This window comes from Longimicrobiales bacterium (assembly GCA_035764935.1).
Taxonomy (GTDB): domain Bacteria; phylum Gemmatimonadota; class Gemmatimonadetes; order Longimicrobiales; family RSA9; genus DASTYK01.
Genome location: DASTYK010000075.1, coordinates 19583 through 37939, shown reverse-complemented (window position 1 = coordinate 37939; position 18357 = coordinate 19583). Strand labels below are relative to the sequence as shown.

Sequence of the window (18357 nt, the reverse complement as noted above, 5' to 3'; positions counted from 1 at the left end):
GCTTCACGTGCGCTGTTCATCCTGGGCCACGGGCCGAACAGTGCGGAAGACAACGCCATGTGGATGCAGAATCTGCGGCCCGTGGCAGATACAGTGGCGGCGCTCACCGGTTTTCGTGACGTGAAGGTCGGACTGGTCCGGGACGACGCGCCCGCGCCTGTTCGTGCCGAGGCTGTGCGCCACGTTCGCGAGATCATCGAGCTGCAGCACGAGCTCACCGGCCGAGACGTCATTGTCATTCCGGCCCTGATCTCCACTGGATCGGTGAGCCGCGAGAAGTTCCCTGCGGACCTGGCGGGACTGCCGGTCGTGTACACGGGCGAGGCGCTGCTGCCGCATCCGGGACTGGCGAAGTGGATCGAGGCGCGGGTGGCCGCTCTGCGGGGGGAGCGCAGATAGCGGTGTAATCGCGACCTGCCGATCATCGGGTCTGGCATTCGCGTGCCGACCGTGCCGACATTATGCTTGGGCACGGTCCGCGCACCTCGCGCGTGAGCGTCCACCCGCCCGCGACATTCCATGGCCGAGCCACTGAACTATTCGAGCTACCTTCGCCTCGACGAGCTGCTGTCGCTCCAGTCCCCGCGCTCCGATGGTCCGCACGGTCCGGAGCACGACGAGATGCTGTTCATCGTCGTGCACCAGGCGTACGAGCTCTGGTTCAAGCAGATCCTGCACGAGCTGAATCGCATGCAGGCGCTGTTAGCGCAGGACGACACTGTCCGGGTGCGCCACACGCTGAAGCGCGTGCTCACGATTCTCAAGGTGCTCGTCGCGCAGATCGATATCCTCGAAACGATGACGCCGCTCGAGTTCCTCACGTTCCGTGATCGTCTCGAGTCCGGCAGCGGGTTCCAGTCGTATCAGTTCCGTGCGCTCGAGTTCATGATGGGCAACAAGCGGCTGCCGGCAGTGGAGCACTACCCGGAAGGCACGGCGGCCAGGCAGCGACTGGCCGAGCTCTACGAGCAGCCCACGCTCTGGGACGCGTTCCTCGCCTGGCTGGCCCGCGCCGGGTACGACGTGCCGGTCGCGCAGCTGCAACGCGACGTGCGACAGAGGATCGAGCCCGACCCGGAGCTCCAGGAGGTGCTGCTCCAGGTGTATCGCAGCGATGCCAACGCGCGCGAGCTGTGCGAGCGGCTGGTCGATCTGGACGAGGGTGTGCAGGAGTGGCGCTACCGGCACGTGAAGATGGTCGAGCGTACGATCGGCGCGAAGGTCGGCACCGGCGGCTCTGCCGGCGCCGCCTACCTCATGACCACGCTGATGAAGCCCGCCTTCCCAGACCTGTGGGAGATCCGGACCGAGCTCTAGCGATCCTCACCCCGCGATGCCCAGCTCCTGCTGCAGATCGGCGCGCGTACGGATGATCATGTCACGCACGCGGTCACGGAGGGATGCGACGTCGTCCAGCGTCATGCCGCCCGTCTCGATCGGCTCCAGCACACGCACCTCCGCGTTCGCGCGGCAGAACAGAAACGAGCCTTTCGCCATGCAGTGGCGCGTGCCGGCGACGGCCATTGGAAGGATCGGGGTGCCGGTCTCGATGGCCACGCGGAACGCACCATCCCGGAAGGGCAGGAGGTCCGCGGTTTTCGAGCGCGTGCCTTCCGGCATGATCATCACGGAGACACGCTTCGCCAGCCGGTCGCGCACCTCACGCAGCGATGCTGCACGACTGCGCGCCTCGCCCCGGCGGACCGGGATGTCACCGGCGAGGCGCATCATCCAGCCCATGAAGGGGATGTTGAAGATCTCCTGCTTGGACATCCACTTCATTTCCCAGGGCAGATGACTGATGAGAAAGATGTCGGCGTAGGACTCGTGGTTCGAAACCGCGATGTAGGGGCGGCGCGGGTTGCTGATGCGCACGCCGGACGTGCGGAACCGCCAGGCGGGGTTCATCCACACCGCCACGCGGGCCGCGCGCCGGAACCAGAGGCCGACCGTGTACCGACCGGGATCACCAGGCACGGTGAAGATGTAGAGCACCGCCAGGAGGGGCGTCCACACGATCACGAGAACTGTATAGAGCAACCAGAGGATTGCCGAGCCGATCTGCTGCGCCAGCCGTGCCATGCGATCTCAGTTACAGGAGTCGTCGGCGGAACAATAGCAGGACAGGCGGTTTTTTGAAGCGGTTGCGGCGCGGGGAGCGGTGCCGTCGAGGGCACACCGTTTGCCGCACATGCAATGTCTGCAATCCCGGAGGAGTATGCGGATGGAGCTGACGGTGCTGGTCGCCGACGACAATGCCGACAACAGGGCGGTTTACGTGATGGTGCTCACGCACTTCGGCTACCGCGTGCTGGAGGCCGCGGATGGGGCGGAAGCCATCCAGGTGGCCCACGCCGAGCATCCCGACCTGATCCTCATGGATCTGCAGATGCCGCGCGTTACCGGCTTTCAGGCTACGGAGCGGTTGAAGAAGGACCCGACTACCGCATCGATCCCGGTGATCGCGGTGACGGCGCTGGCCATGGAGGGCGACCGCAACATGGCGTTTGCCGTGGGGTGTGACGGCTATTTCGCGAAACCGGTCGAGCCGCGTGCGCTCGCGGCTGAAGTCCGGCGCAGGATCGGAGCGCCGCAGAACGGTGCAGGGCCCGGTGCCGCTCCCGGGTAGTTCAACCCAGGATCAGAGTGCCGCAGATGATGCAGGACCCGAGGCGGCTCCGGGATAGCTGCCGCAGGGGAGTCGTCGCCACTCAGCAACATCTCCCCCGCAAGGAGCCGCAACGAAACACGGGCAATGCGGCCCCGTCAGCCCGGGTCCAGCAGCGACTCGATTTCCTCGATGATACGGCCGAGATGGCCGCCCTTCTGGACGCAGCGGACGTTTCGCGCGCGCAGCTCCTGCTCATGCATGTCCGTGAAGGAGCTGACGACGACGATCGGGATGGAGGCCGTCGCAGGCCGTTCCCGCAGCAGGTCGATGAAGGAAAGGCCGGCTGGAAGCCCGCCGAAATGCAGGGCCGTCACGATGATATCGGGGCGCCTGACCTGGGCCGTCGTGAGTCCGGTGCCAGGCGACGTCTCACACGCGACCCGGTAGCCGTGGTGATCGAGCAGGGTTGCGACAATCTCGAGGTGGTCGGCGTCCTCGTCGACGACCAGGATTCGCGCAGGTCCGTTCATTTGCCTGTGTAACCATCACGAAGAGACGGCGCCCGGTGCTGGACCAGGCGCCGTCGCGGTCGGCGCCATTGTATACGGTCGGCCGGATCGACAACAGGGCCAGCTGCCAGGAGCAGCCCCCGGACGGTCCGGGGTCCCGCTGCCCGACAGCCAGTTCCGCCGCGCCTGGATACCCGACGGTCGCCCCGGTTTGCTCGCGCCGCGCACCCGCTCCTACCTTGCAGCCATGAGCTCGAGCGTACTGGTCGTCGACGATGACTCCGAGATCCGCCGGATGATCGAGCTGGCGTTTCCACCGCCGGACTGGGACGTCACCACCGTGGCGACGGCGGAGGACGCACTCGAAAGCTTCTCCGGCGGCGCGTTCGACATCGTCCTGCTGGATCTCCAGCTCCCCACCATCAGCGGCCTCGCAGTACTGCAGATCCTGCGCGAGCGCGATCCCAACATCCCCGTGATCATGTTCAGCGGGTACGGCGGTGTCGCACCGGCCGTCGAGGCGATGCAGCTCGGTGCGGAGAACTTCCTCGAGAAGCCTTTCGACCTGCGCCACCTCGAGGCGCTGATGCGCCGCGCAATCGAAAAGGCGGACCTGCGACGTCGCACCGAATACCTGCTCCGCCGTCGCCAGCTCGACGCGCGCGCATTCGCAGAGCTCGGTGACACACCTGTGATGCGCGACGTCGCACAGCGGGTCGAGGTGCTCGCACCGGTCGAGGCGACCGTGCTGCTGCAGGGCGAAACCGGCACGGGCAAGGGGCGCCTTGCCGAGCTGATGCATTCGCTCTCACCACGCGCCGAGGGGCCGTTCGTCGAGATCAACTGCGCGGGACTGTCCGCCACCTTCCTCGACTCGGAGCTCTTCGGTCACGAGAAGGGCGCGTTCACCGATGCGAAGACGCCCAAGCGCGGACTCTTCGAGGTCGCGCACGGCGGCACTCTCTTCCTCGACGAGATCGGCGACCTCGCCTCCGAGCTGCAGCCCAAGCTGCTCAAGGTGCTCGAGACACGACGCTTCCGCCGCCTGGGTGCAACACGCGAGATCTCCGTCGACGTGCGCGTCATCACCGCAACGAATCGAGACCTGCGCGAGCGCATCCGCACGGGGGAGTTCCGCGAGGACCTGTACTACCGCATCGCGCCCCACGTCATCACGCTGCCGCCACTCCGCGAGCGCGGTGACGAAGCCGTCGCCGATCTCGCCCACCACCTGCTTGCCGCCGTGCGACGCGAGCTGGGACGGGGACCCCGCGAATTCTCCGGCGAGGCGCTCCAGCTGATCCTGCACTACTCGTGGCCCGGCAACGTCCGGGAGCTGCGCAGCGTGCTCGAGCACGCCGCCCTCAACGCCGGCGACGCCCAGGTGCTGCTGCCCGCGATGCTGCCCGTCGAGGTGCGTGGCTTGCGCGCGGCATCCAACGGGCCGACACCTCACGCTCCGGCGGGCGAGCACACGACACTCGCCGAGTACCTGGCCGGTGCAGAGCGTGAATTCATCGCTGGTGCACTGCAACGCGCGGCCGGCAACCGCGCCCGGGCGGCCCGCATGCTCGGCATCTCCCGTGCGACGCTGTACGACAAGCTCCGTCGCCACGGCCTTTCACAGGCTCCCGAAGTGTCAGGCGCGCCTGACATACTGTAGTGTTCTCCTGACACTCGACCCAACGCACAGTCCCGCATCGGCTTAGCAGGCAACTCCGGCGGAGTGTCAGGGTTCCCTGACACTTGTCATGCACTGATGCGAGGTGCGTGCGGCGGGTCGCATGCCGTTGTGATGTAACGGCTTGTACCGGATACGGCCGCGGTGGCACGCGACTGGCCTCCTGTGGCCGCCCCTGCCCTTCACTGGACAACAGACATCGAGAACACCCGACGAAGGGGTTCACGGATGATCAGGTGGCTGAAAGACCTGAGCGTTTCGCAGACGCTCCTTGGCCTGTTCCTGGCCGTCGCACTCCTGTGCGCGCTGACCGGTGCGGTCGGCATCGGCGGCATGATGCGGATCAGCGAGCATGCCGAGCGATTGCATGCGGAGCTGCTCGCGCTGGAGGTAGCGTCGGCCAATGCTGACGCGGCCGCGGCCCATGCGGCCTTCAGCGAGGCGCGACGCACGATGTGGGGGATCGTACTGCTCGCGATGAGCATCGCGCTCGGGCTCGGCTGGATCGTGAGCCGCGCGATCACCAACGCGCTCGGCCAGATGCGGCGCGCCGCGGACGCTCTCGCGAGCGGCAATCTCGACATTCACGTGACATTCCAATCCAAGGGCGACGTCGGCCGGCTGGCGGACTCGTTCCGGCGGATGGCTGCTGCGCAGAAGGAGATCGCCGCTGCGGCGGCGGAGATCGCGGCGGGCAACCTGGATGTCACGGTCGAGGCTCGCTCGGAGCACGACGTGCTCGCCCGGTCCTTCATCACGCTGCGCGACTCCGTTCGGAGCGTCACTGCAGAAGCGCGCTCGCTTGCCGAAGCCGCGGTTGCGGGTGATCTGGCGAAGCGCGGAGACGTGGCGCGCTTCGATGGTGCATACCGCGACGTCGTTGCGGGGATCAACGGGATCATCGACGGCATGGCCGCGCCGCTGAACGAGGCGGTGCAGGTGCTCGAGCGGCTGGCCGCGAAGGACCTGACCGTACGCATGAGCGGCAGCTACCAGGGCGACCATGCGCGCATCATGGCCGCGCTGAACACCGCAATGGACCACATGGAGGAGGCGCTGGCGCAGATCGCGGCGTCGGCGGACCAGGTCGCCTCTGCGGCGACGCAGGTCGGTGCAGGGAGCCAGGTGCTCGCGCACGGCACGAGCGAGCAGGCGAGCTCGCTCGAGGAGATCTCTGCGAGCCTGCAGGAGATGACGTCGATGACGCGGCAGAGCGCCGCACACGCGCAGGAGTGCGACGATCTCTCGGAAGGCGCACGCGGCATGGCGCACGAGGGCGTGCAGAGCATGACGCGCCTGGCACAGGCGATGGAGCGGATCCGCGCGTCGTCGGATCAGACCGCGAAGATCGTGAAGACGATCGACGAGATCGCGTTCCAGACGAACCTGCTCGCATTGAATGCGGCTGTGGAAGCGGCGCGGGCCGGTGAGGCGGGCCGCGGCTTCGCGGTGGTGGCCGAGGAGGTTCGCTCGCTCGCGCTCCGCAGCGCCGAGGCAGCCCGCACTACATCGGAGCTGATCGAGGATGCGATCGGCAGTGCGCGCGAGGGCGCCGACCTGAGCGGTGTGGTTGCCGGGCAGCTGCGCGCGATTGCCGATCGCGCGGACCAGGTGCGCCGGGTCGTCGGCGAGATCGCCGGATCCACGGAGCAGCAGAGCGGCGGCATCGCGCAGATCACGTCGTCGGTGGAGCAGGTGAACGCGGTGACGCAGACCGCTGCGGCGAACTCCGAGGAGAGCGCGAGCGCGTCGGAGGAGCTGTCCAGCCAGGCGCTGGTGATGCGCAGCCTGGTGGGCGAGTTCCGGCTTGCGGAGCGTGCGTCCTGGCAGGGTGGCGGCGTCCGTCACGGCACGAACTCGCCGCGCCGCTTCGCGGTGCGCCGGCAGGGCGGCGGAGTGACCGTGCAGCCGAACGGGAGAGCACCGTTGCACAACATTCATCCCGAGTCGGTGATCCCGTTCAGCGACGAGGACGACCTGCGCACGCTGGAGGAGTTCTAGGTGGTGGGGCCGACCGGGCAGTCGGGGCCGGTGGGGCCGTCGGGGCGGGAACAGCGGGCCGGGTTCGCAGGCGATGCAGCCGCCACGAAGTGGCTGGTGTTCGGGCTGGGCGGGACCGAGTACGGTGTGGACATCGGCTGTGTGCAGCAGATCATCGGGCTGCTGCCGGTCACGCGTGTGCCGCTGCTGCCGGACGCCGTGCGCGGCGTGATCAACCTGCGGGGCCGGGTCATTCCGGTGGTCGATCTGCGTATCCAGTTCGGCCTGGACGCCGTGGACCACGGGCAGCGCACCTGCATCATCGTCGTGCGCGCGGGCGAGATGGAGCTCGGCCTGGTGGTCGACCGCGTTGCGGAGGTCGTGCAGCTCGATGCCGGCAGCATCGAGGATGCGCCGCACTTCGGCAGCGGCATCGACACCGACTACATGCTCGGCGTGGCACAGCACGGCGATCGTGTGCTGCTGCTGCTCGATGTCGAGCGGGCACTGCCGGCAGAAACCACGGGTGCGCTGCAGGAGTCGGCCGCCGGGGTTATCGGTCGTGAGGCAGCGCCGGCGATCTGATCGGACGAACTGGAAGCGAGCCGGAGCGATGATGCTCACACCCGATCAGTTCGGCACGCTGAGCGCCCTCGTGCATCGCAGCAGCGGCATCCACCTGCACCAGGGCAAGATCGGCCTGGTGCAGTCGCGGCTGGCCAGCCGGCTGCGCGAGCTCGACACGTACGACGTCGACGGCTACCTGGCCGGGCTCACGAAGCCCGGCGGCGGGGCGGAGATGGCGCGGCTGGTCGACGCGCTGACCACGAACAAGACCGCGTTCTTCCGTGAGCCGCAGCACTTCACCCTGCTGCGTGCAGTGCTGCCCGAGCTGCAGCCGGCGGATCGACCGCTCACCGTCTGGAGCGCCGGCTGCTCGTCGGGCGAGGAGGCATACACGCTGGCACTGGTGCTCGCGGACATGCTCGGTGTGGACGCCGACGCGCGCATCCTGGGCACGGACATATCTGCGCGCATGCTCGCGCGTGCCCGTCGCGGGGTCTACACGGAGGACGCGATCGAGCCGGTGCACCCCCTGCTTCGCCAGCGCTGGTTCCGCTGCGTGCAGCCGCGGCATCCGCGCAGTTACGAGATCGCCGGTGAAGTGCGCCGCCTCGTCCGCTTTGCGCGGCTCAACCTGGTGGACACCTGGCCAATGCGCGGCACATTCGACCTGATCTGCTGCCGCAACGTGATGATCTACTTCGACAAGGCGACGCAGCAGACGCTGGTGCAGCGGATGTGGGACCGGCTGAGGCCGGGAGGCTACCTGTTCACCGGGCATTCCGAGAGCCTGGCCGGCCTGGAGCACGCGTTTCATTACGTACGACCGGCAGTCTACCAGCGGCTGTGAGATCCGGATGGACGTCGAAGATCGCCTGAGGAAGAAGGAGCGGGGCGCGCCGGCAACCAGGCGCCTCGTCGTCGTCGGGCTCGGCGAGCTGTACGTGAGCACGGAGCCCGGTGAGACGCTGATCACGTACGCGCTCGGCAGCTGCCTGGGCGTCGCAGTGCATGACCCGGTCGCGCGCGTCGGCGGGATGCTGCACGCCGTGCACCCGCGCATCGAGCTGGACCCGCTGCGTGCGCGCACCGAGCCGGCGGTCTTCGTCGAGAGTGGCCTGCCCGCGCTGTTCCGCGCGTGCTACGCGCGTGGTGCGCGCAAGGAGCGGCTGGTCGTCCGCATCGCCGGCGCCGGCACCAGCGCGGACGTCGAGCGCGACCACTTCGAGATCGGCAGGCGCAACCTGCTGATCGCGCGGCAGTTGTTCTGGAAGAACGGGGTTCTCGTCAGCGCGCAGGACGTGGGTGGCACCGCGTCGCGCACGCTCAGTCTGCACGTCGGCAGTGGCGCTGTGAAGGTCCGCAGCGCAGGCGGCGGCAGCATCCACCTGTGAGGCACCATGGCCATCAACGTACTCCTGATCGATGACAGCGCGGTCATGCGCGCAATGATTCTGAAGTCGCTCGAGATGAGTGGCGTCCCGCTGGGCGCGGTGCACCAGGCGGCGAATGGCGAGCAGGGCCTCGCGCTCCTGGAGGAGCAGGCGATCGACCTCGTGATGCTCGACATCAGCATGCCGGGGATGCGTGGCGACGAGATGCTGGAGCGGATGCGTGCGCAGCCTGCAACGGCGGAGGTGCCCGTCCTGGTCATTTCGAGCGAGCGCATGACGGAGCGCGTCACGCACATGGAATCGCTCGGCGCCGTCTACCTGCCCAAGCCGTTCCTGCCGGAGCAGCTCCGGGACGTGGTCATCGAGCTCACGGGAGCGAAGAAATGAGCGCGACACTCGAGCAGACGCTGTGCTCGGCCGCGATCTACACGTTCGAGCGCATGGTCTTCCTGCTGCCGGACATCCCGCCCGACGAGATCCAGCGCCGCCAGAACGTGGAGGCGGTTGCCACGATCTCGTTCTCCGGTCCCGCCCGTGGCAGGCTGCAGGTGCACGCCGGCCAGGGGCTGCTGCCACGGCTCACGGCGAACATGATGGGCATGGACGTCGCGCCCGAAGCGCTCCAGCTCGATGCGCTGGGCGAGATCGCCAACGTGATCTGCGGGCAGGTGCTGCCCGCGCTCCATCCCGTCAGCGCGTTCGAGTACATGCCGCCGCGCGTCGTCACCGGGACCGGCAGCGATGACGAGCAGGTGCCATCCGCGCGCATCGAGCTCGGCCTCGAGTCGAGCCGCGCCGAGCTGCTCCTGTTCCTGGAACCCGAACCGGCAGGCACATCATGATTCGCGTGCTCGTGGTCGATGACTCCGCCGTCGTGCGCGCGATCCTGAAGCGGGAGCTGGATGCGGAGCGCGACATCGAAGTCGTCGGCGTCGCCGAGGACGCATACGACGCGCGCGAGCAGATCCTCCGCATCGCGCCGGACGTGATCACGCTCGACGTCGAGATGCCGCGCATGAACGGCATCGACTTCCTCGAGCGCCTCATGATGTACCATCCCCTGCCCGTCGTGATCTTCAGCTCGGTGACGGCGCCCAACAGCGAGGCAGCGCTGCAGGCACTGTCGTTCGGCGCGGTCGAGGTCGTGGCGAAGCCGGGCGTGGGCAGCGATGCCAGACTGGCGATGCAGCAGCTCGTGCGCGGCATCCGCGCCGCGGCCGCCGCCAACCTGCGTCATGAGCCCGACGACGGCGCCGACTCCAGGCCTGACATGCCGCGCATGAACCCCGCCCTGCGCGCGCGCATCCGCCAGAACCTGATCGCGATCGGCGCGTCCACGGGTGGGCCGGCCGCCATCGAGCGGCTGCTCGCGGCCATGCCGGCCGGGTCACCGCCGATCCTGATCGTGCAGCACATGCCGCCGGGCTTCACCGACGCCTTTGCGCGCCGGCTCGATGCGCGCTCGGCGATGAACGTGCGCGAGGCACGCGACGGCGATCGTGTCGAGCCCGACGTCGCACTCATCGCGCCCGGTGACCGCCACATGACCGTGGTGCGGCGCGGCGACGAGCTGCGCGTGGCACTGCACGACGGACCGCCCGTGCACCACGCGCGGCCGTCCGTCGATGTGCTCTTTCACTCCATCGCAAAGACAGTGGGACCCGAAGCCGTGGGCGTACTGCTCACGGGAATGGGCAGCGATGGCGCCGTGGGCATGCGCACCATGCGCGACACCGGCGCGCACACGATCGCGCAGGACGAGAAGAGCTGCGTCGTGTTCAGCATGCCGGAAGAAGCGATCCGGCGCGGCGGTGCATGCGACGTCCTGCCGCTCGCACACATTCCCGCCGCTGCGCTCAATGCCGCGACATCGATCCTGCTCGGCGAGGTGAGCGGGGCATGAGCTCCGGTGCCGGGCTGCCGCCCGAGGCGATGCGGGAGATCCTGCCGGAGTTCATGCAGGAGTCGCTGGACTGGATGGCGCAGGCGGAGGCCGCCCTGCTCGAGCTGGAGCACGATCCCGGGGACATCGAGGCAGTGAATGTCGTGCTCCGGGCGTTCCACACGGTCAAGGGCACGTCCGCGTTTCTCGGGCTCGATGCGGTCTCCGGCCTGGCGCACGACGCGGAATCGCTGCTGATCCCCGTGCGCGATGGCGGAGCACCCTTCACGCGCGCACACGCCGACCTCCTCCTGGCAGCAACCGATGCGACGCGCGTGCTGCTCGGGCATGCGCGCGAGCGGGTGATGCATGGCAAGGCGGCGGGAACGTCGGACGAGTACCAGGCGCTGCGTTCGGGGCTGCGCGCGGCGGCCGAACACGATCCGACTGCCACCCGGGATCAACGGGGCGGCACCAGTGACGCGGGCGCAGACGACGTGGGCACCGCGCCGGATCGCAGTGGCGGCGCGAGCGGCGCAGGCGGGCAGGACGTCGTTCCCGGGCACGCGCAGGCACGCGGGGTGGATGGCGAATGGACGCGTGTCCGAACGCGTCGTCTCGATCAGCTCCTCGACCTGGTCGGTGAGCTTGTCGTCGCGCAGTCGATGGTTGCGCAGGACGAGTCGGTGGTCCGGGAGCGGCACGGGCCGCTCGCCGGCAAGGTGCTGCAGACGTCCAGGATCGTTCGCGAGCTGCAATCGCTCAGCCTGGGACTGCGCATGATCCCGCTGCGGCCGCTGTTCCAGCGCATGCAGCGGCTCGTCCGCGAACTGTCGCAGCAGTCCGGCAAGCAGGTGAGACTGGTCACGGAGGGCGCGGATACCGAGATCGATCGCAGGATGGTCGAGGCGCTAGCCGATCCGCTCGTGCACATGGTGCGCAATGCGATCGACCACGGCATCGAGCGGCCGGACGAGCGCGTCGCAGGTGGCAAGCCGCCCGAGGCGACGCTGCGCCTGGCCGCAGCGCATGCGGGTGGTGCCGTCGTGCTGGAATTGCAGGAGGACGGCAGGGGACTCGACCGCGAGCGCATCCTGTCGATCGCCAAAGAGCGCGGGCTCGTGGCGGATGGCGACACGCTGAGCGACGCCGAGGTCTGGCGCCTCATCTTCGCGCCCGGGCTGTCGACAGCGGAACGCGTGACCGACCTGTCCGGCCGCGGTGTCGGGATGGACGTGGTGCTGCGCAGCATCGAGGCGCTGCGCGGCCGGATCGAAATCGAGTCCGCCACCGGCACAGGCACCACGTTCACGATCCGGCTGCCGCTCACGACCGCGATCACGGACGGCCTGCTCGTCCGGGTCGGCGCGGAGCGCTACATCCTTCCGTCGCTGCACGTGATCTCCAGCTTCCGGCCGCGTGAGGATGCCGTCGTGGCTGCCGCGACGATCGGCGGCGAGTCACGCGGCGAGATGGTGATCGTGCAGGAGCGGCCAGTGCCCATCGTGCGCCTGCACGAGCATTTCGGTGTGGCGGACGCGCAGGTCGATCCGGCGCGCGCGGTGCTCGTGGTGATGGAGGACGGTCCGCGTCGCTTCGCGCTCCTGGTCGACGAGCTGCTCGGCCAGCAGCAGTTCGTGGCGAAGCCGCTGACCAGCGGACTGCGCGTTCCGGCGGGCATCAGCGGCTCCGCAATCCTGGGCGACGGGCGTGTCGGGCTGATCCTGGACCCCGCGGAGATCGCCCCGGCGGCCCGCGCGACGGACCCCGCCCCATTGACGGCACGGTCAGCCCGCTGATTATGTAGATCAGGCCCGATCGCAGCCGCTGCGGTCGGGCTTTCGGTCTCACGGGCGATTTCGCTCCAGCAGTCCCACGCAGGATGACCCACCCTTGCTCGAGCTGACCGACTCCGGCCTGTACTGCGCTGCCGGCGACTTCCACATCGATCCGTGGCGCCCGGTGCCGCGCGCGGTCATCACCCACGCACATGGTGACCATGCGCGCTGGGGCTCGGAGCTGTATGTCGCCGCGGCGGAGGGCGAGCGTGTGCTGCGCACTCGCATGGGCCCTGACGCGCAGATCCGCACCGTCGCATGGGGCGAGGTCGTCGAGCGGAACGGCGTGCGAGTCTCGCTGCACCCCGCCGGCCATATCCTGGGCTCCGCACAGGTCCGCATCGAGCACAGGGGCGAGGTCTGGGTCGTGTCCGGCGATTACAAGGCGGAGCCCGACCCGACCTGCACACCCTTCGAGCCGCTGCGCTGCCACACGTTCATCACCGAGTCGACGTTCGGGCTGCCGATCTACCGGTGGCGACCGCAGGCGGAAACGTTCGCGGCGCTGCGCGAGTGGTGGGCCGCGAACGCCGACGCGGGCCGCGCGTCCGTGGTCTACGGCTACGCGCTGGGCAAGGCGCAGCGCATCCTCGCGGGCGTAATCGACGCCGGCATCGGGCCGATCTACACGCATGGCGCGGTCGAGCGGCTCAACGCGGACTACCGGGCTAGCGGCGTCGCACTGCCACCGACCATGCATGCATCGGCCGGAAAGAAAGGCGACTTCGCGCGCGCACTGATCGTCGCCCCGCCCTCCGCGATGGGCAGCACCTGGCTCCGCCGGTTCGGCCCGCACTCCGACGCATTCGTCTCCGGCTGGATGCAGATCCGCGGCACACGACGTCGTCGCAGCGTCGACCGCGGCTTCGTGTTGTCGGATCACGTCGACTGGCCCGCACTGCTCGCCGCCATCGAGGCGACCGGCGCCGAGCGCGTGTGGGTGACGCACGGCTACCGCGAGCCCGTCGTGCGCTGGCTGCGCGAACACGGCCTCGAGGCGGAGGCCGTCATGAGCCGGTGGGAAGGCGAGCTGGAGTCGGAGACCGTGGCAGAGGATGACTCCGGCGGCGGGGACGTCGCCGGATGAAACGGTTTGCCGCCCTCTACGAGGCCCTCGACGCGACGACGCGCACCAGTGAGAAGGTCGCCGCGATGGTGCACTACTTCGGCGATGCACCGGCCGCGGATGCTGCGTGGGCGGTGCATTTCCTGTCCGGCAACCGGCCGAAGCGGCTGATCGGCGTGCGCAAGCTGGCCGCGTGGGCACTGGCCGAAGCGGACGTCCCCGAGTGGCTGTTCGAGGAGTGCTACAGCGCGGTCGGTGACCTGGCAGAAACGATCGCACTGCTGCTTCCCGCCGCGCCGGAAACGAGCGACGAGCCGCTGCACGTCTGGATCGAGGAGCGGCTGCTGCCGCTCGCGAATGTCGATGAGGCTGCACAGCGCAGTGCGATGCTGCGCGCATGGCGTGCGCTGGACGGCACGGAACGATTTGTCTGGAACAAGCTGATCACCGGCGCGTTTCGCGTCGGCGTGTCGCGCAGCCTGGTGATCCGCGCACTGGCAGGCACGAGCGGGATCGACGAGCCGACGATCGCGCACCGGCTGTCCGGCCACTGGGAGCCGACGGCAAGCGGGTTCGCGCAGCTCGTCTCTGCCGATACCGACGATGCCGATCTTTCCCGGCCCTACCCCTTCTTCCTCGCCTATGCGCTCGAGAACGACCTCGCCGCGCTGGGCGACGTGAGCGAATGGCAGGCGGAGTGGAAGTGGGACGGCATCCGCGCGCAGCTCGTGCGGCGGCGCGGTCGCACGTTCCTGTGGACGCGTGGCGAGGAGCTGGTTACGGAGCGGTTCCCGGAAATCGCGGAAGCCGCGCGGCTGCTTCCGGACGGCACGGTGCTGGACGGTGAGATCCTGCCATGGCGCGAGGACGCGCCGCTTCCCTTTGCGCAGCTCCAGCGTCGCATCGGGCGGACGAAGCTGGGACCGAAGATCCTCGCCGAGGTGCCGGTCGTGCTCGTGGCGTACGATCTGCTCGAGTGCGCGGGGGAGGACGTGCGGGCGCGGCCGTTCGCATGGCGGCGCGACACGCTGGTGCAGCTGCTCGCCGAGGTGCGTGGCACCGATCGGTTCCGCGTGTCGCCGGTCGTGACTGCATCGTCGTGGGACGAGCTGCGGCGGGAGCAGGCACGCGCACGCGACGAGTGCGCGGAAGGGCTGATGCTGAAGCGGCGCGACGCGCCGTACGGCGTCGGACGTCGCAAGGGGCCGTGGTGGAAGTGGAAGGTGGAGCCGTACACGGCCGATGCGGTGCTCATCTATGCGCAGCCCGGCAGTGGCCGCCGTGCATCGCTGCACACCGATTACACGTTCGCCGTGTGGAACGACGACGGCGAGCTGGTCCCGTTCGCCAAGGCGTACTCCGGGCTCACGGACGCGGAGATCCGGAAGCTCGACGCGTGGATCCGCCGGAACACGATCGAGAAGTTCGGGCCGGTGCGGCACGTGAAGCCCGAGCACGTCTTCGAGCTGGCGTTCGAGGGGATCCAGGAGTCGACGAGGCACAAGTCGGGCATTGCGGTGCGGTTCCCGCGTATCCTGCGCTGGCGGACCGACAAGGTGGTGCGCGATGCGGACTCGCTGGGGACGTTGCGGGGCTTGATCTCGCAGTGAGGCGGGCCGGGGCCCGGGGCCCGGGGCCGGGGCCGGGGTTCGAAGCGGGCCGACAGCGGGTCGACAGCGGGTTGATGGCGGGTTAACAGCGGGATTCAGGGGCACGGACGCGGTTGAGCGGGGCGCGGCGAGTCGAGTCGTGGTTCAGGGCGCGGGGGTGGCGTCCCTTTGCGTTTCAGCGCGAGGTGTGGGAGGCGTACGCGCGCGGCCAGAGCGGGCTGGTGCATGCCGCGACGGGGACGGGCAAGACGTACGCGGTGTGGCTGGCTGCGCTCATCGAATGGCTGAACGATTCTGACCACTCGTCCACGCCGCCGCTGCGGGTGCTCTGGATCACGCCGCTACGGGCGCTGGCGGCGGACACGGCCGAGGCGTTGCGCCTGCCGATCGAGGGCATGGGCATACCGTGGACGCTGGAGACACGCACGTCGGATACGTCTTCGGCAACGCGTGCACGGCAGCGTCGGCGGCTGCCCACGGCACTGGTGACCACGCCCGAGTCGCTGTCGCTGTTTCTCTCCATGGCCGATCCTGCCGGGCTCTTCTCGTCCTTGCAGCTCGTGGTGGTGGACGAGTGGCACGAGCTGATGGGCACCAAGCGCGGTGTGCAGGTGGAGCTCGCGCTCGCGCGACTGCGTGCGCTTCGACCGGGGCTGCGCACCTGGGGCCTGTCCGCCACGATCGGCAACCTCGACGACGCGCTGGCGACGCTGCTCGGCACGCAGCCGGCGTCCGCCTGCATCGTGCGTGGCCAGGAGCCGAAGCGCGTGGTGGTCGATGCGCTGATCCCCGACTCGATCGAGCGCTTCCCGTGGGCGGGTCACCTGGGCACGCAGATGCTGCCGCACGTGGTGACCGCGATCGAGGAGGGGGCGAGCGCGATCGTCTTCACCAACACGCGCTCGCAGACGGAGATCTGGTATCGGGCGATCCTCGGCGCGCGACCCGACTGGGCCGGCCGGATCGCACTGCATCACGGGTCGCTGGACCGGGAGCGGCGGGACTGGGTCGAGCGCGGGCTGCGCGAAGGGACGTTGCGCTGCGTCGTTGCGACATCGTCACTGGATCTCGGTGTAGACTTCTCCCCCGTCGATCGCGTGCTGCAGGTCGGCAGCCCCAAGGGCGTCGCGCGGCTGCTGCAGCGCGCCGGGCGGAGCGGCCACCAGCCGGGCGCGGTCAGCCGCGTCACCTGCGTACCGACGCACTCGCTCGAGCTGATCGAGGTCGCGGCCGCGCGCGACGGCATCGAGCGGGGCGCAATCGAATCGCGCTACCCCGTCGAGCGGCCGCTGGACGTGCTGGTGCAGCACGTGATCACCGTGGCGCTGGGCGGCGGCTTCGAGGCGGATGCACTGCGCGACGAGGTGCGCACTACGCGCGCGTATGCGGAGCTGCGCGACGACGAGTGGGCGTGGGTGCTCGACTTCGCGCGCAGCGGTGGCGGCGCACTGACGGCGTACCCCGAGTACGCGCGTATCGTCGAGCGTGAGGGGCGGTGGGTCGTTGCAAACGAGCAGATCGCGCGGCGCCACCGCATGTCGATCGGCACGATCACCGGCGACGCCGAGATCGCCGTTCACTACCTGCGTGGCGGGCGGCTGGGTTCCGTCGAGGAATCGTTCATCGCGCGACTGACGCCGGGTGACCGCTTCATCTTCGCGGGCAAGCCGCTGGAGTTCGTGCGCGTGCGCGACATGAAGGCCTGGGTGCGGCGCGCGCAATCGGCAAAGGGCGCGATCCCGCGCTGGATGGGAGCCCGGCTGCCGCTGTCGGGCGAGCTCGCGCACATGCTCCGCATGCGCCTCGAGGAGGCGGCGCGCGGCGAGTACCGCGGGCCGGAGATGCAGGCGGTGAAGCCGATCCTCGAGGTGCAGCGGAGGTGGTCCCGCATCCCGACCAGCGACGAGCTGCTGATCGAGCACGTGCGCACGCGCGAGGGGCATCACTACTACATCTACCCGTTCGAGGGGCGGCTCGTGCACGAGGGGCTGGCCGCCCTTTTCGCGTATCGCATCTCGCGACTGCAGCCGATCAGCTTTGCGTTCTCCATGAACGACTACGGCATGGAGCTGCTCGCGCCGGACGAGGCGCCGCTCGAAGAAGCGCTCGAGCAGGGGCTGCTCGCGCCACGCAACCTGCTGGACGACGTGACGGCGTCGCTCAATGCGACCGAGATGGCGAAGCGGCAGTTCCGCGAGATCGCGCGCGTCGCGGGACTCGTCTTTCCCGGCTTTCCCCGCTCCGGCAAGACGGCGCGCCAGCTCCAGGCCTCGGCAGGGCTGTTCTTCGACGTGTTCACGCGCTTCGATCCGGGCAACCTGCTGGTCTCGCAGGCGCACCGTGAAGTGCTGGAGCGCCAGCTCGAGAGCTCACGGCTCGGCCGCACGCTGGAGCGACTGTCGGCCGCGCGTGTCGTGATCACCACGCCGAAGCGCACCCCGCCGCTCGCGTTTCCGCTGCTGGTCGACCGCACGCGCGAGCGCGTCTCGTCGGAAACGCTGGAGACGCGCGTGCGCAGGATGCAGGCGACGCTGGAGCGCGCCGCCGGTGCGTGACGCGACTCCCGCCGAGGCGCGGGTTCGTGGTGAGGTGCTCCGGCTGCACCCCGAACGCGCGGTGCTGTGGGAGCACACGCGCACGCTGATCGTTGCGGATACCCACTTCGGCAAGGCCGCGACGTTTCGCGCGCATGGCGTGCCGGTGCCGCACGGTACCACGCACGCATCACTGCAGCGGCTCGACGTGCTGCTGGAGCGGACACATGCTGCGCGCATCCTGTTTCTCGGCGATTTCCTGCACGCTCGCGCCGGACGCGCGCCGGCCACGCTGGACGCCATCGAGCAGTGGCGGTTCCGGCATGGCACGGTCGAGATGGTGCTCGTGCGCGGGAACCACGACCGCGAGGCGGGTGATCCGCCCGCGTCGCTCGGGATCACGTGCGTCGATGCGCCCATGATCGAGGCGCCCTTCGTGCTGACGCACCATCCGGCGGAGTCACCGCTCGGCTACGTGATCGCCGGGCACGTGCATCCGGGTGTCACCCTGCGCGGGCGGGCACGCATGCGCGCGCGGCTGCCCTGCTTCCGCATCGGTGCTGCGGGAGCGGTGCTGCCCGCGTTCGGCGACTTCACGGGAATGGCCGAGATCGAGCCGGCGGACGGGGACCGGGTGTTCGTGATCGCGGGGACGGAGGTGGTGCAGGTGGTGGGCGCCGGCTGATCA

Annotated in this window: 18 protein-coding genes; 16 read left to right on the top strand and 2 right to left on the bottom strand. The window is 69.1% G+C overall.

The window, feature by feature from the left end; translation table 11 throughout:
• Together VFU06_06050 and VFU06_06045 are read left to right on the top strand one after the other, a co-directional pair.
• Positions 1-399, top strand: a 399-nt coding sequence (locus tag VFU06_06050; protein ID HEU5208957.1) for a hypothetical protein, incomplete at its 5' end; no start/stop codon positions are given.
• Positions 400-519: 120 nt separating this feature from the next.
• Positions 520-1317: a tryptophan 2,3-dioxygenase family protein gene (locus tag VFU06_06045; GenBank protein HEU5208956.1), complete on the top strand. Its 798-nt coding sequence runs from the start codon at positions 520-522 to the stop codon at positions 1315-1317.
• A 6-nt stretch (positions 1318-1323) separates the two neighbouring features.
• Here the strand turns inward: VFU06_06045 and VFU06_06040 are convergent, their stop codons facing one another.
• Positions 1324-2082 (bottom strand): lysophospholipid acyltransferase family protein, encoded by a 759-nt coding sequence (locus VFU06_06040; protein HEU5208955.1) that lies wholly within the window; start codon positions 2080-2082, stop codon positions 1324-1326.
• A 142-nt stretch (positions 2083-2224) separates the two neighbouring features.
• Here VFU06_06040 and VFU06_06035 point away from each other — a divergent pair, with 142 nt between their 5' ends.
• Complete coding sequence (locus VFU06_06035) at positions 2225-2629, top strand: response regulator (protein HEU5208954.1); 405 nt, start codon at positions 2225-2227, stop codon at positions 2627-2629.
• Between the two features lie 137 nt (positions 2630-2766).
• Here VFU06_06035 and VFU06_06030 read toward each other — a convergent pair whose 3' ends face one another.
• Complete coding sequence (locus VFU06_06030) at positions 2767-3141, bottom strand: response regulator (GenBank protein ID HEU5208953.1); 375 nt, start codon at positions 3139-3141, stop codon at positions 2767-2769.
• 226 nt (positions 3142-3367) lie between these two features.
• Here VFU06_06030 and VFU06_06025 point away from each other — a divergent pair, with 226 nt between their 5' ends.
• The 13 genes from VFU06_06025 to pdeM all read left to right on the top strand — a co-directional run bounded on the left by VFU06_06025 (position 3368) and on the right by pdeM (position 18354).
• Positions 3368-4783: a sigma-54 dependent transcriptional regulator gene (locus VFU06_06025; GenBank protein HEU5208952.1), complete on the top strand. Its 1416-nt coding sequence runs from the start codon at positions 3368-3370 to the stop codon at positions 4781-4783.
• A 246-nt stretch (positions 4784-5029) separates the two neighbouring features.
• A complete protein-coding gene (locus tag VFU06_06020; GenBank protein HEU5208951.1) occupies positions 5030-6802 on the top strand; it encodes a methyl-accepting chemotaxis protein in 1773 nt (590 codons plus the stop codon).
• Positions 6803-7366 (top strand): chemotaxis protein CheW, encoded by a 564-nt coding sequence (locus VFU06_06015; protein HEU5208950.1) that lies wholly within the window; start codon positions 6803-6805, stop codon positions 7364-7366.
• A 28-nt stretch (positions 7367-7394) separates the two neighbouring features.
• Complete coding sequence (locus VFU06_06010; GenBank protein ID HEU5208949.1) at positions 7395-8195, top strand: protein-glutamate O-methyltransferase; 801 nt, start codon at positions 7395-7397, stop codon at positions 8193-8195.
• Between the two features lie 7 nt (positions 8196-8202).
• Positions 8203-8739, top strand: coding sequence for a chemotaxis protein CheD (locus VFU06_06005; GenBank protein HEU5208948.1), 537 nt, complete (start codon positions 8203-8205; stop codon positions 8737-8739).
• Positions 8740-8745: 6 nt separating this feature from the next.
• Positions 8746-9126, top strand: coding sequence for a response regulator (locus tag VFU06_06000; protein HEU5208947.1), 381 nt, complete (start codon positions 8746-8748; stop codon positions 9124-9126).
• A complete protein-coding gene (locus VFU06_05995) occupies positions 9123-9581 on the top strand; it encodes a chemotaxis protein CheX (GenBank protein ID HEU5208946.1) in 459 nt (152 codons plus the stop codon). Before VFU06_06000 ends, VFU06_05995 begins: the two co-directional genes overlap by 4 nt.
• Positions 9578-10642, top strand: a complete 1065-nt coding sequence (locus tag VFU06_05990; GenBank protein HEU5208945.1) for a chemotaxis response regulator protein-glutamate methylesterase — start codon at positions 9578-9580, stop codon at positions 10640-10642. The genes VFU06_05995 and VFU06_05990 overlap by 4 nt, the downstream gene beginning before the upstream one ends.
• Positions 10639-12420: a chemotaxis protein CheA gene (locus VFU06_05985; GenBank protein ID HEU5208944.1), complete on the top strand. Its 1782-nt coding sequence runs from the start codon at positions 10639-10641 to the stop codon at positions 12418-12420. The genes VFU06_05990 and VFU06_05985 overlap by 4 nt, the downstream gene beginning before the upstream one ends.
• Positions 12421-12514: 94 nt before the next feature.
• The gene (locus VFU06_05980) at positions 12515-13546 is read left to right on the top strand and encodes a ligase-associated DNA damage response exonuclease (GenBank protein ID HEU5208943.1); all 1032 of its coding nucleotides are present in this window, start codon (positions 12515-12517) and stop codon (positions 13544-13546) included.
• Positions 13543-15135 (top strand): ATP-dependent DNA ligase, encoded by a 1593-nt coding sequence (locus VFU06_05975; GenBank protein HEU5208942.1) that lies wholly within the window; start codon positions 13543-13545, stop codon positions 15133-15135. Before VFU06_05980 ends, VFU06_05975 begins: the two co-directional genes overlap by 4 nt.
• 113 nt (positions 15136-15248) lie before the next feature.
• Positions 15249-17690: a ligase-associated DNA damage response DEXH box helicase gene (locus VFU06_05970; GenBank protein ID HEU5208941.1), complete on the top strand. Its 2442-nt coding sequence runs from the start codon at positions 15249-15251 to the stop codon at positions 17688-17690.
• Complete coding sequence (pdeM, locus tag VFU06_05965) at positions 17683-18354, top strand: ligase-associated DNA damage response endonuclease PdeM (GenBank protein ID HEU5208940.1); 672 nt, start codon at positions 17683-17685, stop codon at positions 18352-18354. Before VFU06_05970 ends, pdeM begins: the two co-directional genes overlap by 8 nt.
• The last annotated feature ends 3 nt before the right edge of the window (positions 18355-18357 follow it).

What these genes read in the sequence shown, in the direction of transcription:
- VFU06_06045 (HEU5208956.1), top strand. Translation starts at nt 520, where the DNA reads ATGGCCGAGCCACTGAACTATTCGAGCTACCTTCGCCTCGACGAGCTG.
- VFU06_06040 (HEU5208955.1), bottom strand. Translation starts at nt 2,082, where the DNA reads ATGGCACGGCTGGCGCAGCAGATCGGCTCGGCAATCCTCTGGTTGCTC.
- VFU06_06035 (HEU5208954.1), top strand. Translation starts at nt 2,225, where the DNA reads ATGGAGCTGACGGTGCTGGTCGCCGACGACAATGCCGACAACAGGGCG.
- VFU06_06030 (HEU5208953.1), bottom strand. Translation starts at nt 3,141, where the DNA reads ATGAACGGACCTGCGCGAATCCTGGTCGTCGACGAGGACGCCGACCAC.
- VFU06_06025 (HEU5208952.1), top strand. Translation starts at nt 3,368, where the DNA reads ATGAGCTCGAGCGTACTGGTCGTCGACGATGACTCCGAGATCCGCCGG.
- VFU06_06020 (HEU5208951.1), top strand. Translation starts at nt 5,030, where the DNA reads ATGATCAGGTGGCTGAAAGACCTGAGCGTTTCGCAGACGCTCCTTGGC.
- VFU06_06010 (HEU5208949.1), top strand. Translation starts at nt 7,395, where the DNA reads ATGATGCTCACACCCGATCAGTTCGGCACGCTGAGCGCCCTCGTGCAT.
- VFU06_06005 (HEU5208948.1), top strand. Translation starts at nt 8,203, where the DNA reads ATGGACGTCGAAGATCGCCTGAGGAAGAAGGAGCGGGGCGCGCCGGCA.
- VFU06_06000 (HEU5208947.1), top strand. Translation starts at nt 8,746, where the DNA reads ATGGCCATCAACGTACTCCTGATCGATGACAGCGCGGTCATGCGCGCA.
- VFU06_05995 (HEU5208946.1), top strand. Translation starts at nt 9,123, where the DNA reads ATGAGCGCGACACTCGAGCAGACGCTGTGCTCGGCCGCGATCTACACG.
- VFU06_05990 (HEU5208945.1), top strand. Translation starts at nt 9,578, where the DNA reads ATGATTCGCGTGCTCGTGGTCGATGACTCCGCCGTCGTGCGCGCGATC.
- VFU06_05985 (HEU5208944.1), top strand. Translation starts at nt 10,639, where the DNA reads ATGAGCTCCGGTGCCGGGCTGCCGCCCGAGGCGATGCGGGAGATCCTG.
- VFU06_05975 (HEU5208942.1), top strand. Translation starts at nt 13,543, where the DNA reads ATGAAACGGTTTGCCGCCCTCTACGAGGCCCTCGACGCGACGACGCGC.